General features: G+C 66.6%; 13 protein-coding genes. 9 read left to right on the forward strand and 4 right to left on the reverse strand.

Features of this window, described 5'->3' with window-relative positions:
• Nucleotides 1-4: 4 nt before the first annotated feature.
• Nucleotides 5-1,711: a single-stranded-DNA-specific exonuclease RecJ gene (gene recJ, locus M3I53_RS06540; protein ID WP_254315164.1), complete on the reverse strand. Its 1,707-nt coding sequence runs from the start codon at nt 1,709-1,711 to the stop codon at nt 5-7.
• A 34-nt stretch (nt 1,712-1,745) separates the two neighbouring features.
• Nucleotides 1,746-2,873, reverse strand: coding sequence for a regulator (locus M3I53_RS06545; RefSeq protein WP_254315165.1), 1,128 nt, complete (start codon nt 2,871-2,873; stop codon nt 1,746-1,748).
• 318 nt (nt 2,874-3,191) lie between these two features.
• On the opposite strand from M3I53_RS06545, the gene M3I53_RS06550 reads away from it, so the two are divergent.
• The 9 genes from M3I53_RS06550 (at nt 3,192) to ftsB (ending at nt 14,322) form a co-directional block, all read left to right on the forward strand.
• Nucleotides 3,192-4,445: a lipoprotein-releasing ABC transporter permease subunit gene (locus tag M3I53_RS06550; protein WP_254315166.1), complete on the forward strand. Its 1,254-nt coding sequence runs from the start codon at nt 3,192-3,194 to the stop codon at nt 4,443-4,445.
• Nucleotides 4,438-5,169 (forward strand): lipoprotein-releasing ABC transporter ATP-binding protein LolD, encoded by a 732-nt coding sequence (gene lolD, locus M3I53_RS06555; RefSeq protein WP_254315167.1) that lies wholly within the window; start codon nt 4,438-4,440, stop codon nt 5,167-5,169. Before M3I53_RS06550 ends, lolD begins: the two co-directional genes overlap by 8 nt.
• 21 nt (nt 5,170-5,190) lie before the next feature.
• A complete protein-coding gene (locus tag M3I53_RS06560; protein ID WP_254315168.1) occupies nt 5,191-5,979 on the forward strand; it encodes a TatD family hydrolase in 789 nt (262 codons plus the stop codon).
• 90 nt (nt 5,980-6,069) lie between these two features.
• Nucleotides 6,070-8,706 (forward strand): ComEC/Rec2 family competence protein, encoded by a 2,637-nt coding sequence (locus M3I53_RS06565; RefSeq protein WP_254315169.1) that lies wholly within the window; start codon nt 6,070-6,072, stop codon nt 8,704-8,706.
• Nucleotides 8,707-8,781: 75 nt separating this feature from the next.
• Nucleotides 8,782-9,585, forward strand: a complete 804-nt coding sequence (locus tag M3I53_RS06570; protein WP_254315170.1) for an alpha/beta fold hydrolase — start codon at nt 8,782-8,784, stop codon at nt 9,583-9,585.
• Between the two features lie 139 nt (nt 9,586-9,724).
• Nucleotides 9,725-11,386, forward strand: coding sequence for a CTP synthase (locus M3I53_RS06575; protein WP_254315171.1), 1,662 nt, complete (start codon nt 9,725-9,727; stop codon nt 11,384-11,386).
• Nucleotides 11,383-12,237 (forward strand): 3-deoxy-8-phosphooctulonate synthase, encoded by an 855-nt coding sequence (kdsA, locus tag M3I53_RS06580; protein WP_069265539.1) that lies wholly within the window; start codon nt 11,383-11,385, stop codon nt 12,235-12,237. Before M3I53_RS06575 ends, kdsA begins: the two co-directional genes overlap by 4 nt.
• 277 nt (nt 12,238-12,514) lie before the next feature.
• Nucleotides 12,515-13,798: a phosphopyruvate hydratase gene (gene eno, locus M3I53_RS06585; protein WP_103703989.1), complete on the forward strand. Its 1,284-nt coding sequence runs from the start codon at nt 12,515-12,517 to the stop codon at nt 13,796-13,798.
• Between the two features lie 101 nt (nt 13,799-13,899).
• Entirely contained in the window at nt 13,900-14,322 is a 423-nt protein-coding gene (gene ftsB / locus M3I53_RS06590; protein ID WP_110383976.1) for a cell division protein FtsB, read from the forward strand.
• Nucleotides 14,323-14,420: 98 nt separating this feature from the next.
• On the opposite strand, the gene M3I53_RS06595 is transcribed toward ftsB, so the two are convergent.
• Both M3I53_RS06595 and hslO read right to left on the reverse strand, forming a co-directional pair.
• The gene (locus M3I53_RS06595; protein WP_254315391.1) at nt 14,421-14,780 is read right to left on the reverse strand and encodes a hypothetical protein; all 360 of its coding nucleotides are present in this window, start codon (nt 14,778-14,780) and stop codon (nt 14,421-14,423) included.
• A 230-nt stretch (nt 14,781-15,010) separates the two neighbouring features.
• The gene (gene hslO, locus M3I53_RS06600) at nt 15,011-15,973 is read right to left on the reverse strand and encodes an Hsp33 family molecular chaperone HslO (protein WP_069265731.1); all 963 of its coding nucleotides are present in this window, start codon (nt 15,971-15,973) and stop codon (nt 15,011-15,013) included.
• Nucleotides 15,974-16,038 lie beyond the last annotated feature (65 nt).

Here is a 16,038-nt window from a genome sequence, read left to right on the forward strand (position 1 = left end):
GGGCTCAGAGCGCGGCGTGCTCCACCACGAGCTGCACGCGCGATACGCCATTCCAGGTGTCGCGCACGAGCCGGTAGGCGACCGTGGTGTGTTGCGGCAGCGATTCGGTGTGGTTGAACCAGATCGCGTTGAAGCGCTGGCGCCCGCGCAGCAGCTGCAGCTTGAGGTGCTTGTCCTTCACGAGCGCCTGCGAGGCCACCTCGAATTCGCCCGAAAAGACGGGCGCCGGGAAGCCCTGGCCCCACACGGCGGCGTCGAGCATCTCCACGAAATCGGGCGTGAAGTAGGCGTCTTCGAGATCGCCGTCGGTTTCGACTGTGCGCGCGAGTGCCTCTTCGGTGAGCCACTCGCGGCCCACGCGCTCGAAGGCGGCCGCAAAGCGCGGCACGTCCGCGGCCGCGATCGTCATGCCCGCGGCCATCGCGTGGCCGCCGAACTTCTGGATCAGACCGGGCTCGCGCTTGCTGATGAGATCGACGGCGTCGCGCAGATGGAAACCGGGGATCGAACGGCCCGAGCCCTTCACGAGTTCGCCGTCGTCGTCGGCCGGCGCGAAAGTGAACGAGGGGCGGTGGAAGCGCTCCTTGAGCCGTCCCGCCACGATGCCGATCACGCCCTGATGCCAGCCTTCGTTGAACAGCGTGAGCGTGGCTTTGCCCTGCGGATCGACGTCGGCGAGATCGGCTAGCGCCTGCTGCTGCATGCCGGCCTCGATCTCGCGGCGCTCGCGGTTCATGCCGTCGAGCTGTTGCGCGAGTTCCCAGGCGCGGCCCACATCGTCGGTGGTCAGGCATTCGATGCCGAGCGACATGTCCGAGAGCCGGCCGGCCGCATTCAGGCGCGGGCCGAGCGCGAAGCCGAAGTCGAAGCCCGACGCGTTTTTCGCGTCGCGGGCGGCCGCGCGAAAGAGCGCCGCGATGCCCGGCTGCATGCGGCCGTTGCGCACGCGTTGCAAGCCCTGCGCGACGAGCACACGGTTGTTGCAGTCGAGCTTCACGACGTCCGCGACAGTGCCGAGCGCGACGAGATCGAGCAGGCCGTCGAGGCGCGGCTCGGGCTTGCCGTCGCTGAACGCGCCGCGCCTGCGCAGCTCCGCACGCAGCGCGAGCAGCGTGTAGAACATCACGCCCACGCCCGCGATGCACTTGCTCGGAAATTCGCAGCCCGGCTGGTTCGGGTTGACGATGGCGCGCGCGTCGGGGAGCGTGTCGCCGGGCAGGTGGTGGTCGGTCACGAGCACCTCGATGCCGAGCGCGTTGGCAGCTTCGACGCCTTCCACGCTGGCGATGCCGTTGTCCACCGTGATCAGGACATCGGGCGGTCCGCCCTTGCGTTGTGCGGCGAGTGCGACGATCTCGGGCGTGAGGCCGTAGCCATACTCGAAACGGTTCGGTACCAGATAGTCGATTTGCGCGCCGAACATGCGCAGGCCGCGCACGGCCACGGCGCAGGCCGTCGCGCCGTCGCAGTCATAGTCGGCGACCACGAGCATGCGGCACTGAGCTTCGAGCGCGTCGGCGAGCAGTTCGGCGGCCTCGTCGAGGCCCTTCATGCCCGTGGGCGGAATGAGGCGCGCGAGGCCGGTTTCGATCTCGTCGGGCTGGCAAACGCCGCGTGAGGCGTAGAGGCGCGCGAGCACCGGATGCAGCCCGTGGCGCACAAGCGCTTCGGTGTCGGCGGGCGAGCAGGCGCGGGTGACGATTCGGGTCATGCGTGAGCGCAGAAAAGGGAAGTCATTCGGGAAATCATTCGATAAAGAGCGACGCGAACAGGCGGCGTCGCCAGAACTTGCGCAAATCGCCGCGCGTGATGGACAGCGTGACCGAGCCCGTGTCGCCGCATAGCGTGAGATCGAGCGCGGCGAGCGCGCCCGTTTGCAGCGCCGTGAGCGCCGGCGCGAACCAGTCGCGCTCAAGTTGAGCGAACGCGGCGTTCCAGCGGCCCCAGTCCTGCTGGATGAAGGCCGCCGAGAACGGATCGAGCTCGACGAGCGTCGCTCCCGTGCCCGAACCGTTGTTGAGCGCGGCTGCGAGCGCGGCAAAGGTCGCGGGCGCGACATCGACTTGCGCCTTCGCGGCGAGCGCCAGGCCGCGCGTGGCGGCCGCATCGGAGCGCACACGCGCATAGGGGCTCGTGACGGTGCGCAGCGCGCCCTGAGCGTGGAACCAGATCGAATTGACGGCGGGCAGACCGCGCGCTTCGCGGGCCTCGTTCACGGGATGCTCGAACCATGCCATCTGCACTTCGTTCTGCACCTTCATCCAGGCGCGCGAACGCTGGCCCGAATGGGCCTCGTGCGGCAGCCAGATCTCGATGTTGCGGCCGCTCGCGCGCAAGGGCGACGCGCCCGCGAGCGTGCCGAACGCTTCCGACGAGAGATACCAGCGCTGCGGCGTCGGCGCCTCGATGCGCACGCCCAGTTCTTCGATCAGCGGGCGGGCGACAGTGTAGAGCGTGGCGGCGTCGGCGTCGGCGAGTTCGAGCGAGGCGGGGTCGATCAGCACCAGATGATCGTGCGCGATGCGCACGTGCACGGGCTGCACGCACGCCCAGGTGGCGTCGCCAGGCGTGCCGCCATCGGCGAGCAGCATGTAGGGCGCAAGCGGCGCTTCTTCGTCTGCGGCCGGCGCGGGTTGTGCATTGTTCGCGCTCGCAGGACCCAGCGCGCCGAACTGGCGCGCGACCCAGCGCTCGTGCGGCAGCGTGCGCTGGAAGTCCTCGCCGATCACCTGCTCCCCGAGTGTCGCGCGCGCAACCAGTTTCGCGAGCGCCGGATATTCGAGGCCCGCGAGGGCGGTGGAGGCGGCCGCCGCGGACGGCAAGGCAAAGGGGACGAGGAGATGGAGTCGGTCGGCGGGCATGATGGTGCGCATTGTACTTCGGCACTCCGTGTGCCGGGCGGCCCTCGGGCGTGCCGCAACGGCATCGCATTGACCCGTTATGCTGGCGCTGCGGCACTTGTGGGCGAATTGCGGCTCGAAGCAGAGGGCGGGCAAACGCCTGCGGGCGCTGCGGTTCTCACGCGTGAAAAGTTCGTGGGAACTCCGTCGAATATCCGTGACTTGCCGCCAGTGTGGCAAACTTCGCGGTTGATCGCCGCCCGACCCGGCACGATATTCTCCGGCCGTCCGGCGCACTGGCCCCAGGGTCAATACGGCGCCGGAGCGCAACGAAGACGCAAAAGGATTCGCTTGAAACTTCCCTACGAATGGCAGATAGGCTGGCGCTACACCCGCGCCGGCAAACGCACGACCGGCAACGGGTTCATCTCGTTCATCGCGCTCATTTCGATGTCGGGCATCGCGCTCGGCGTCGCGGCGCTGATCGTCGTGCTCTCGGTGATGAACGGCTTCCAGCGCGACGTGCGCGACCGCATGCTCTCCGTGCTCGCGCACATCGAGATCTTTTCGCCCACGGGCACGATGCCCGACTGGCAGCTCACCGCGAAGGAAGCGAAGACCAACCCCGAAGTCATCGGCGCGGCGCCATATGTGGACGCCCAGGCGCTGCTCACGCGCGGCGACAGCGTCAACGGCGTCGCGCTGCGCGGCATCGAGCCTTCCGAGGAGCCGCAGGTTTCGGACATCGGCAAGGAAATGAAGGCGGGCAGCCTGAACGACCTCACGCCCGGCAGCTTCGGCATCGTGCTCGGCGCGGATCTCGCCGTGAACCTGGGCGTGACCGTGGGCGACAAGGTCACGCTCGTCGCGCCCGAGGGTTCGATCACGCCGGCCGGCATGCTGCCGCGCTTAAAGCAGTTCACGGTGATGGGCGTGTTCGAGTCGGGCCACTACGAGTACGACAGCACGCTCGCGCTCACCAACATCCGCGACGCCGAAGTGCTTTATCGCTTAGGCGCGCCAAGCGGCGTGCGCCTGCGCCTGAAGGACATGCAGCGCGCGCCGGCGGTGGCGCGCCAGCTCGTGCATACGCTTTCGGGCGACCTCTATATCCGCGACTGGACGCAGCAGAACAAGACCTGGTTCTCGGCCGTGCAGATCGAAAAACGCATGATGTTCATCATTCTCACGCTCATCATCGCGGTCGCGGCGTTCAACCTCGTTTCGTCTCTCGTCATGACCGTCACCAACAAGCAGGCCGATATCGCGATCCTGCGCACGCTCGGCGCGCAGCCTGGCTCGATCATGAAGATCTTCGTCGTGCAGGGCGTGACGATCGGCTTCGTGGGCACGGCCATCGGCATTGCGCTCGGCTGCCTTATCGCGTGGAGCATTCCATGGAGCGTGCCGGCGATCGAGCATCTGCTCGGCATTCAGTTCCTGCCGCCTTCGGTCTATTTCATCAGCGAGCTGCCTTCGGAACTCGTGGCTTCCGACGTGATCCGCATCGGAGTAATCGCTTTCGTGCTGTCCGCGCTCGCCACGCTCTATCCGAGCTGGCGCGCGGCCAAGGTTCGTCCTGCGGAGGCGCTGCGCTATGAATGACCGTCAATCGCTGATCGCCGCCGCTGGCGACTACCCGTACGTGCTCGAAGCGCACGGCGTCTCGAAGGTGTTTGGCCAGGGTCCGCTTGCCGTGCAGGTGCTGCACGATACCGATCTGAAAGTGAAGCGCGGCGAGAAGCTCGCTGTGGTAGGTGCGTCGGGCTCGGGCAAAAGCACGCTGCTGCACGTGCTCGGCGGACTCGACGAGCCGGGCGCGGGCAAGGTCTCGGTGCTCGGCAAGCCGTTCACCGAGCTTTCCGAGCGTGAGCGCAACGAACTGCGCAATCGCGCGCTGGGCTTCGTCTATCAGTTCCACCATCTGCTGCCGGAGTTTTCGGCGCTCGACAACGTGGCGATGCCGCTGCGCATTCGCCGCATGACGCAGGAAGATGCGCGCGCCGAAGCGATGCAGATCCTCGATCGTGTGGGTCTCTCGCATCGGGCGCGCAACCGGCCGGGCGAGCTGTCGGGCGGCGAGCGCCAGCGCGTGGCCATCGCGCGTGCGCTCGTGACGAAACCCGCATGCGTGCTCGCCGACGAGCCCACGGGCAACCTCGACGGCGCGACAGCGGATAACGTCTTCAATCTGATGCTCGAACTCTCCGACCAGTTCGATACGAGCTTCGTGATCGTCACGCACGATCCCGACCTCGCGGCGCGCTGCGACCGCATCGTGCGCCTGCGCGACGGTATGCTGCACGAGGAACCGGTCGTACCGGTCTGAGCCTTATCGCGAGCGAGCACCATGTGGATCGATACGCACTGCCATCTCGATGCCGCCGAATTCGACGCTGACCGCGACGCGGTCTCGTCGGCGGCGCGCGCGGCGGGCGTGTCGCGCATCGTGATCCCGGCGGTGGCGCGCGAGAACTTCCAGGTGGTGCGCGCGCTCGCGCACCGCACCCAGGGCGCGGTGTATGCGCTCGGCATCCATCCGCTCTTCACGCCGCAGGCGCGTGACGACGACCTTGAAGTGTTGCGCCGCGAGATCGAGGCGAGTCTCGATGATCCGCGCTTCGTCGGCATCGGCGAGATCGGGCTCGATTACTTCGTGACGGGCCTCGACGAGGCGCGGCAACAGCACTTCTACGATGCCCAGCTGCGCCTTGCGCGCGAGTTCGGCTTGCCGGCGATCTGCCATGTGCGCAAGTCGCAGGACCAGGTGCTCAAGGGGCTGCGCCGCAACGGCGTAAAGAGCGGCATCGCGCATGCGTTCAACGGCAGCTTCCAGCAGGCGCGAGCATTCATCGACCAAGGGATGCATCTGGGCTTCGGCGGCAACGTGACGTTCGAGCGCGCGCTGCAGATCCGCAGGCTCGCGGAGCAATTGCCGCTCGAGGCCATCGTCATGGAAACCGATGCGCCGGATATCTCGCCCGCCTGGCTTTACCGCGCGCGCAACACGCCTGACCAGGTGCCTCGCATCGGCGCCGTGCTCGCAGGCTTGCGGGGCTTGAGTCCCGACGAACTCGCACTTGGCACGACGGCTAACGCGGCGGCTGCACTGCCGCGGCTCGCACTTTCGTCTGCATAATCGTTTCCAGGGTGGCGGGCACAGCGTGCGTTCGGCGCGGCGCGACTGACGCGGTTCGTGCATTCAGCCCCCTCGGTGCGAGGAGGAGGGATGCGGGCGATTTGGTGCGGGTTTGCGCTGGGCGTGATTGTGTTGCAGCGACAGGCGGCGTTGCCGGGGTGGGGCGCGTGGCTCGCGCTCATTCTGGCGAACGTGTTTGCGGCCGCGTGGGCGGCTTGGGCGTTGGGCGCCGCGGCGCCGGCGAGCGAATCCCGCGAAGCGGCTCGCCGCGTGTTCCGCTTGGCTTGCGCGCGACGCTGGCGCGTGGCGAGCGGTTGGGCGGCCGTGTGGTTTGCGGCCGGATGCGCGGGCTTTGGCTACGCGGCTTGGCGCGCCGAAACACGGCTTGCTGAAGCGCTTCCCGCAGCCTGGCAGGCGCGCAACATCGACATCACCGGCTATATCTCCGGCTTGCCCTCCTATGGCGCCAACGGCGCAAGCTTCCTCTTTCGTGTCGAATCCTGGGGAACGCACGAAGCCGCCGCGCCTCTTCCGCATCTGATTCAACTGTCATGGGTGGCGCGCGAAGCGCCGCCGCCGCCGCTCATGCCTGGTGCGCGCTGGCGTCTTGCCGTACGGCTCAAACGTCCGCACGGCAACGGCAACTTCGGCCTGCGCGACACGGAAGCCGCGCTGCTCGCGCGCGGCGTGCGCGCCATCGGCTATGTGAGCGATCCCGAGCATGCCGCGCGTCTGCGCGTTGACGCCGACGGCATCGGCGTGCGCATCGAGCGGGCGCGCGCCGCGCTGCGGGCGCGCATCGACGCGGTGCTCGGCGATGCGCCGCATCGCGGCGTCGTCATCGCGCTCGCCACCGGCGCTCAGGACGCGGTCAGCGACGCGGACAGGCGTCTCATGCGCAATACGGGCACGAGCCATCTCGTGGCGATCTCCGGGCTGCATCTCGCGTTCGTCGCGGGGCTCGCGGGGTGGCTCGCGGGCGCAGTGTGGCGGCGCGCGCGCTGGCGCGGCGTCGAGGCGCCGCTCATCGTGCCCGCGCAGAAGGTTGCGGTGGCGGGAGCGCTGCTCGCGGCGGGAGTCTACGCCGCGCTCGCCGGCTTCAATGTGCCGGTGCAGCGCGCGCTCTGGATGCTGGCTGTCGTTGCGCTCGCGCTGTTCGCCGGGCGCGAGCTCGCGCGCTCGCACGTGCTGGCGTGGGCGCTCGGGCTCGTGCTGCTGCGCGATCCGTGGGCGGTGACGGCCGCAGGCTTCTGGCTTTCGTTTTGCGCGGTCGCGGCGATCCTCTTTGCGGCGAGCGGCGTGCCACGCTTGCACAGGGACGCGCCGCAGGATGCCAGCGCGGACGCCGCCGATCCGATGCGTGACCGAACTGAGCCACTAGCGGGGGCAACCGCGCGCGACGCCTGGCTTCGACGCCTCGTCGCCATGGCTTTGCCGTCCGACGGCCGGCGAGGGGCGATGCGACGTCTTGCGTCACGCCTTGGCGATGGCGCTCGCGTGCAATGGGCCGTGACGCTCGCGCTCGCGCCGCTCACGGTCTACTGGTTCGCGCAAATACCGCTCATCGGTCCGATCGCCAATGCGTTTGCGATTCCCTGGGTGAGCATGCTCGTCGCGCCGCTGGTGATCGCGAGCGCGGCGATGCCTGCGCCGATCGACGCCCTCGCGCTGCGCGCGGCGCATACCTGCCTCGACTGGCTAGTTGTGGCGCTGAGCGCGCTGGAGGGCTTGCCGTGGGCGGTTTTACGGCTGCCGCAACCCGCGGCGTGGCCGCTCGCCAGCGCTGCCGTGGGCGTCGCCTGGTGGCTCGCGCCGCGCGGCTGGCCGCTGCGCTGGATCGCGCCGTTCACGTGGCTGCCGTTGCTGGTGCCTGCGCCCACGGGGCCGCCGCCGGGCGCTTTTCGGCTCACGGCGCTCGACATCGGGCAGGGCACGTCGGTGCTGGTCGAAACGGCTCGGCATCGCCTGCTGTTCGACGCGGGCCCGGGCCCCGAATCGACGCAGGCGGGCGAGCGCATCGTCGTGCCGTATCTGCAGGCGCACGGCATCGGGCGCCTCGACGCGCTGATGATCAGCCACGACGACTCCGATCATTCGGGCGGCGCGCAAGCCGTGCTCGATGCCGTCGATATAGGAACACTCGTGGCAGGCATCCTGCCCGCGCATCCGCTGTGGTCAAGCGCGCGCGCGAAGGGCGCGCAGACCGTGCAGTGCGCCGCCGGCCAGCGCTGGCGGTGGGACGGCGTCGACTTCGAGGTGCTGTGGCCGGACCCCGGGCCGCTCGCGGGAAAACCCAACGCGCATTGCTGCGTCCTGCGGGTGACGACGGCGGCCAGCGCCGCGCCCGACGCGCAAGACGGGCCAGTTTCCGCGCTGATCGCCGCCGACATCGAAGCGGGCGTCGAGCGCGCGCTGGTCGCGCGCGACCCCGGGCGGCTGCGCGCGCAGGTGCTCGTCGTGCCGCACCACGGCAGCCGCAGTTCGTCGACTGAACCGTTCCTCGATTCTGTCTGGCCGCTCGTCGCGATATTTCAGGTAGGCTATCTGAACCGCTTTCATCACCCGCATCCGGGCGTCTACGTGCGCTACGCGGCCCGCGACATCGTACTCGCGCGCAGCGACGCGGATGGCGCGGCGCGCGTCGAGGCGCGACCCGGCGCACTCGCAGTCGAACGCTTTCTCGATACGCAGCGGCGCTACTGGATGGACCCGCCGACGCAGGACTGACGCGCCGGCCGATAGGAGGGTGAACGAAAGCGCGAATGACGAAAGAGATCAACAAAATAGAGAGACACGCCGCCTTTGAAAAACGTCATCCATTTCTCACACGCGAACGGCTTTCCGGCCTCGACGTATCGCACGTTCTTCGCCGAACTGGGCGACAACTACGAGTTGCGCTACATCGAGCGCATCGGGCACGACGCGCGCTTTCCCGTCACCCGCGACTGGCCGCATCTCGTCGAGCAGCTGCTCGACGACATCGGTCGCACCTACGAGGAGCCCGTGTGGCTCGTCGGACACTCGCTCGGCGGCTATCTGTCGCTGATGGCCGCGCTGAAAAAGCCGCAGTGGGTCAAGGGCGTCGTGATGCTCGATTCGCCGGTAATCGCGGGCTGGCGCAGCAGCATGTTACGGGTCTCGCAGTGGACCGGCCTCGACGAGCGGCTGTCGCCTGCCGCCGCCACGCGCACGCGCCGCACGAACTGGGCGAGCCGCGACGAGGCCTGGCGGCATTTTCATTCGAAGGCGGCGTTCGCACGCTGGGACGAGCGCGTGCTTTCCGACTACGTCGACTTCGGCATTCCTCAGACTTCGGTGGACGGCGGCCGCGCGCTCGCCTTCGATCGACAGACCGAATACATGATTTACCGCACGTTGCCGCACACGCTCGGCGCGCGACTTGTGCACGGCTCGCCCGTGCCGGTGAGCTTCCTCGCGGGCACGCAGTCGCGTGAAGTCCGCCAGGTCGGGCTGGCGGCAACGCGACGCATCGCCGGCGAGCGCTTCGAGTGGATCGAGGGCAGTCATCTGTATCCGATGGAGCGACCGATCGAGACCGCGCGCGCGGTTCAGCGCATGCTTTACGCCATGGAAAACGGAGCCTGAGCGGCCGCTTCCCGGCGCGCTTGCTTGCACGGCAGGGTAGAGCGCGGGGCAACGCGCCGCGCATCGTTTCTGCTCGCTCAAAATTCAGGGTTAGCCCTTGCTTTCAGGTATAATCCGTTTTTCCCGCGAGCATCCAGCGATGACCAAATATGTTTTCGTCACCGGCGGCGTAGTTTCCTCCCTTGGCAAGGGTATTGCCGCCGCCTCCCTCGCCGCGATCCTCGAATCGCGCGGTCTAAAAGTCACCCTCCTCAAGCTCGATCCCTACATCAACGTCGACCCCGGCACGATGAGCCCGTTTCAGCACGGCGAAGTGTTCGTGACGGAAGACGGAGCGGAAACCGACCTCGACCTTGGCCACTATGAGCGCTTCATCTCGACGAAGATGCGCAAGGCCAACAACTTCACCACGGGCCAGATCTACGAATCGGTGATCCGCAAGGAGCGCCGCGGCGACTACCTGGGCAAGACCGTGCAGGTCATTCCGCACATCACGAACGAAATCCAGGCATTCATCGAGCGCGGCGCCGCATCGGCGACGTGCGGTGAGCCGGATGTCGCGATCGTCGAAGTGGGCGGCACGGTGGGCGACATCGAGTCGCTGCCGTTCCTCGAGGCCGCGCGTCAGATGAGCCTGCGCCTTGGCCGCAACAGCGCGTGCTTCGTGCACCTCACGCTGGTGCCGTTCATCGCCACGGCGGGTGAGCTCAAGACCAAGCCCACGCAGCACAGCGTGCAGAAGCTGCGCGAAATCGGTATCTATCCGAACGTGCTGCTGTGCCGCGCCGACCGCCGCATTCCCGACGACGAGCGCTCGAAGATCTCGATGTTCTCGAACGTGCCCGAAGACGCCGTGATCTCGGTGTGGGACGCCGACAGCATCTACAAGATCCCGCAGATGCTGCACGACCAAGGCCTCGACTCGATCGTCTGCGACGAACTGAAGCTCTCCGCCAAGCCCGCCGATCTGTCGATCTGGGCGGAAATGGTCGAGAAGCTCGAACATCCGAAGCACGAAGTCACGATCGGCATGGTCGGCAAGTACGTCGACCTGACCGAGTCGTACAAGTCGCTCATCGAAGCGCTGCGCCACGCGTCGATCAAGACCTCGGCGAAGGTGAACATCGAGTACATCGACTCCGAGCAGATCGACGAAGAAGGTGTCGAGAGCCTCAAGCATCTCGACGCGATCCTCGTGCCGGGCGGCTTCGGCCGCCGCGGCACCGAAGGCAAGATCAAGGCCATCCAGTACGCCCGCGAAGCGAAGGTGCCGTACCTCGGCATCTGCCTCGGCATGCAGCTCGCCGTCATCGAATTCGCGCGCGACGTGGTGGGCCTGAAGCACGCGAACAGCACGGAATTCGATCCGGACACGCCCGACCGCGTCGTGGCGCTCATCACCGAATGGGCCGATCGCGAAGGCAAGGTCGAGAAGCGCACCGAAGACTCGGACCTCGGCGGCACGATGCGCCTCGGTTCGCAGCGTTGCCCGATCAAGCCCGGCACGCTCGCGGCAGAAATTTATGGCAAGGACGTGAACGAGCGTCACCGTCACCGTTATGAAGTCAATAACGGCTACGTGCCCAAGCTCGAAGCCGGCGGCCTTATCATCAGCGCCCGTACGCCGACTGAAGATCTGCCGGAAATGATGGAACTGCCGCGCGACATGCACCCGTGGTTCGTCGGCGTCCAGTTCCACCCGGAATTCACGTCCACGCCGCGTGACGGCCATCCGCTCTTCAAGGCGTATGTCGAAGCGGCAGTCGCGCACCACGAGGCGCGCGCCGAGGAGAAAGCATGAATCTGTGCGGTTTCGAGGTAGGCCTCGACAAGCCGTTCTTCCTGATCGCAGGCACCTGTGTCGTCGAATCCGAACAGATGACGATCGACACGGCGGGCCGGCTTAAGGAAATTACGTCGAAGCTCGGCATTCCGTTCATCTACAAGTCGTCTTACGACAAGGCCAATCGTTCGAGCGGCAAGTCGTTTCGCGGCCTCGGGATGGACGAGGGCCTGCGCATCCTCTCCGAAGTGAAGCGTCAGCTCGGCTTGCCCGTGCTGACCGACGTGCACACGGAAGAAGAGATCGGGCCCGTGGCTTCGGTCGTGGACGTGCTGCAAACGCCCGCGTTCCTGTGCCGCCAGACCGACTTCATCCACGCGTGCGCGCGCTCGGGCAAGCCTGTCAACATCAAGAAAGGCCAGTTCCTCGCGCCGCACGACATGAAGAACGTGATCGACAAGGCCCGCGAAGCCGCGCGTGAGGCGGGTCTTTCCGAAGACCGCTTCTTCGCCTGCGAACGCGGTGTTTCGTTCGGTTACAACAACCTCGTCTCGGACATGCGCTCGCTCGCTATCATGCGCGAGACCGGGGCGCCGGTCGTGATGGACGTGACCCACTCGGTGCAGCTGCCGGGCGGGCAGGGCACGAGCTCGGGCGGTCAGCGCGAATTCGTGCCGGTGCTGGCACGCGCGGCCGTGGCCACGGGCGTGGCGGGTCTCTTCATGGAGACGCACCCGAACCCGGCGCAGGCGAAGTCCGACGGCCCGAACGCCGTGCCGCTGAACCGCATGGCCGACCTGCTCGAAACCCTCGTGACGCTCGACCAGGCGGTCAAGCGCACGCCGTTCCTCGAGAACGACTTCAGCTGAGCCAGGAATTACGCAGTACGGCGCGCCGCTTCGATTGCATGAGCGGCGCGATGGAGGAGCAGCGCGGCGCACCGCACCGCGCTCGATGTACAAGGCAGCGTGGCAGCGCATCGGTCACGGGAACGTGGGCGTTGCGCTGCGGCAAGTTGAACCTGGCGAGCGCGCAGCCTGTCCCATGTGACGGTGTGCCCCGAACGAGCATAGAAACTGTGCCTCGCGGGCGATGCAGCAGGCGGCGCAGCTCGCGCAAGAATTACTGTCATTTCCTGAGGAAACCATGAGTGCAATCGTAGATATCATCGGTCGCGAGATCCTGGATTCGCGCGGCAATCCCACCGTCGAATGCGACGTGCTGCTCGAATCGGGCACGATGGGCCGCGCGGCAGTGCCGTCGGGCGCATCCACGGGCTCGCGCGAAGCGATCGAACTGCGCGACGGCGAAGCCGGCCGTTACAACGGCAAGGGCGTGCTGAAGGCCGTCGAGCACATCAACACCGAAATCTCCGAGGCGATCATGGGCCTCGACGCGTCGGAACAAGCCTTCCTCGACAAGACCCTGCTCGAGCTCGACGGCACCGACAACAAGTCGCGCCTCGGCGCAAACGCCATGCTGGCCGTTTCGATGGCCGTCGCGAAGGCCGCCGCTGAAGAAGCCGGCCTGCCGCTGTACCGCTACTTCGGCGGCTCGGGCGCGATGCAGCTGCCGGTTCCGATGATGAACATCGTCAACGGCGGCGCGCACGCGAACAACAGCCTCGACATTCAGGAATTCATGATCGTGCCGGTGAGCCAGCCGACCTTCCGCGAAGCGCTGCGTTGCGGCGCGGAAGTGTTCCACGCGCTCAAGAAGATCCTCTCGGATCGCGGCATGAGCACGGCAGTGGGCGACGAAGGCGGCTTCGCACCGAACTTCGGCAGCAACGACGAGTGCCTCTCGACCATCCTGCAAGCCATCGAGAAGGCCGGCTACCGCGCCGGTGAAGACGTCCTGCTCGCGCTCGACTGCGCAGCGAGCGAGTTCTATCACGACGGCAAGTACCAGCTCGCGGGCGAAGGCCTGCAACTGTCGTCGGCCGAATTCGCCGACTACCTCGCAACGCTCGCCGACAAGTTCCCGATCGTTTCGATCGAAGACGGCATGCACGAGTCCGACTGGGCCGGCTGGAAACTCCTGACCGACAAGCTCGGCAAGAAGGTTCAGCTCGTGGGCGACGACCTGTTCGTCACCAACACGCGCATCCTGAAGGAAGGCATCGATAAGGGCATCGCCAACTCGATCCTCATCAAGATCAACCAGATCGGCACGCTGACGGAAACCTTCGCGGCAATCGAAATGGCCAAGCGCGCGGGTTACACGGCCGTGATCTCGCACCGCTCGGGCGAAACCGAAGACTCGACGATTGCCGACATCGCAGTGGGCCTGAACGCGGGTCAGATCAAGACCGGTTCGCTCTCGCGCAGCGACCGCATCTCGAAGTACAACCAGCTGCTGCGCATCGAGGAAGATCTCGGTGATATCGCCAGCTACCCGGGCAAGTCGGCGTTCTATAACCTCCGCTAAGCGGACCCAGCGCCGGCAGCAGCCTTGCTGTCACCCTTCGTCATCTCTCTCCGCCGCCCTGCGTATAGCGCAGGGCGGCGTGTGTTTATCCGGCACCTTACATGCGGCTTGTCACTGTCGTTCTGATCATCCTGCTCGTGCTGATCCAGTATCCGCTCTGGTGGGGCCATGGTGGTTGGCTGCGTGTCCACGAACTGCAGCAGCAACTCGCGCAGCAGCAAAAGCAGAACGACGACGAGAAACTGCGCAACGAACGCATAGCGGGCGAAGTGCAGGATCTGCAGAACGGCACGGCTGCCGTCGAGGAGCGTGCTCGGTATGAGATGGGCATGGTGAAGGACAGCGAGGTGTTCGTGCAGTTCGTCTCGCCGAACCAGACGCCGCCGGTCACGCCGAGCGGTTCGTCGAACACCTCGACGCGCGGCGAGATGTCGGCGGCGCCGGTCAGGGTGGTGCCGAACCCCGTTTCGCGTGTGCCCGAGAAGAAGCACGGGCATGGGAAGGAAGCGAAGAAGGCGGGTTAAGTGCGCCGCTTGCGCTGAGCAGGCAGGCAAACAAAAGGCGCGGCATTGTGAGCCGCGCCTTTTTTCGTTCTGAGCGTTCAGATCGCGAAGCCGCGCGGTCACCAGCCCCAGCCTGGATAGCCGTAGCCGATCCCCGTACCCCAGCCGTGCCCCCAACCGCCGCTGTAATAGCTGCCGTAGACGGTGACCGGCGGCGCATACGCGCGCGACCAGGCTTGTGCGGCAGCTTCCGCGGCCATGGCGTTGTCCTGTTCAGCGAGCGCCTGACGGTCGATCGCGTCGTAGCGCGCTTTCTCGTCGGGCGTGAGCACGGGCGCGGCGGCCGGGATGCCCGACTGCGCCGGGGGCAGCCGGCTGTAGATCGGCGACGGGCCCGGCGGGTCCATCATGCAGCCGCTCGTCGACGCAACGGTCGCGCCGAGCGTCGTGAGTAAGAGCAACGCGCTCACGCGCGGCATGCGCTCGCGTAATGGATGTGCGAAGGGAAGTACGAAGCGTTTGTTCTTGATCATGCTTCTCTCCATCTGTCGGACGCCTAAGCAATTTGCGATGAAGGCAACCCCGCAATTCAACGGTTCCCGGTCCTGCCTACGTGCCGCTGCGCAGCGCGGCGACGCAACCCGCGTTGCGCCGCATCGGTGTTATCGCCTCAATGTGCCTTCGTGCGCCCGGTTTACTTCTGTTTGCCTCAGTGGCGACGCTCCGCAGCGGGGCTCACGCTTTCTGAGAGCCCAGTCACGGCAAAAAGTTGCGCGACATCCACAGGGTCGAACTCATAGCGCTGATTGCAGTAATCGCAATGTATTTCGACATGACCGCGTTCCTCGATCACGCCGTCGACTTCCTCGCGGCCCAGCATCTTGAGCATCGCGCCCACCTTCTCGCGCGAGCACGAACACTGGAAGCGCGGCGCCAGCGGCTCGAAGTGACGCACGTTCTCCTGCCAGAAGAGGCGGCGGAACAACGTCTCGCCATCTTCCTTGAGCATTTCGTCGCGCGTGAGCGTACCGCCGAGCGTGCAGACGCGCTCCCACGTATCGAGGTCGTGCTCGCCCTGGTGCGGCACGATCCCGCCGTCGCCCGGCAGCTTCTGGAGCAGCATGCCGACCGCGCGGTCGTCGTTGGCGGCGAGCCACAGGCGCGAGTCGAGCTGTTCCGAGTGATGCATGTAATGCTCGAGCACGGCGGCGATCGACTTGAGCGGGCCGTCCTCGCCGTTCAGCGGCACGATGCCCTGATAGGGCTGCTGGCCCGGCTGCTTTTTCGCGGGGTCGAGCGTGATCACGCAGCGGCCCTGGCCGTCCGGATTCACGAGGTCGGCGAACGTGAGTTCTTCGCCGAGCGGCAGGGCGTTTTCGCCCGTGAAGTCTTCTCCGAGGCGCGCGGTCGCACGCATCGTCAGATCCGAGCCGCACTGCACGACCAGCATCTTCACGGGGCCGTCGCCGAAGATCTGCATGATCAGCGTGCCGTCGAACTTGAGATTCGCCGAGAGCAGCGCGCACGCTGCCATCATCTCGCCGAGCACGGTGCGCACGGGCGTCGGATACTGGCGGCGCTTGAGCACTTCCTGCCACGTGTTGTTCAGCGAGACGATCTCGCCGCGCACCGGCGCGGCGCTGAACATGAATTTTTGCAACTGGTCGTTCACAATCTTTTCCTTCGTTTCAATCGGGGCGGCGCGGCCCGCGCCGCACACGGCAAGAGCGTGTCGCT

Source organism: Paraburkholderia sp. CNPSo 3272, assembly GCF_024206495.1.
Taxonomy (GTDB): domain Bacteria; phylum Pseudomonadota; class Gammaproteobacteria; order Burkholderiales; family Burkholderiaceae; genus Paraburkholderia.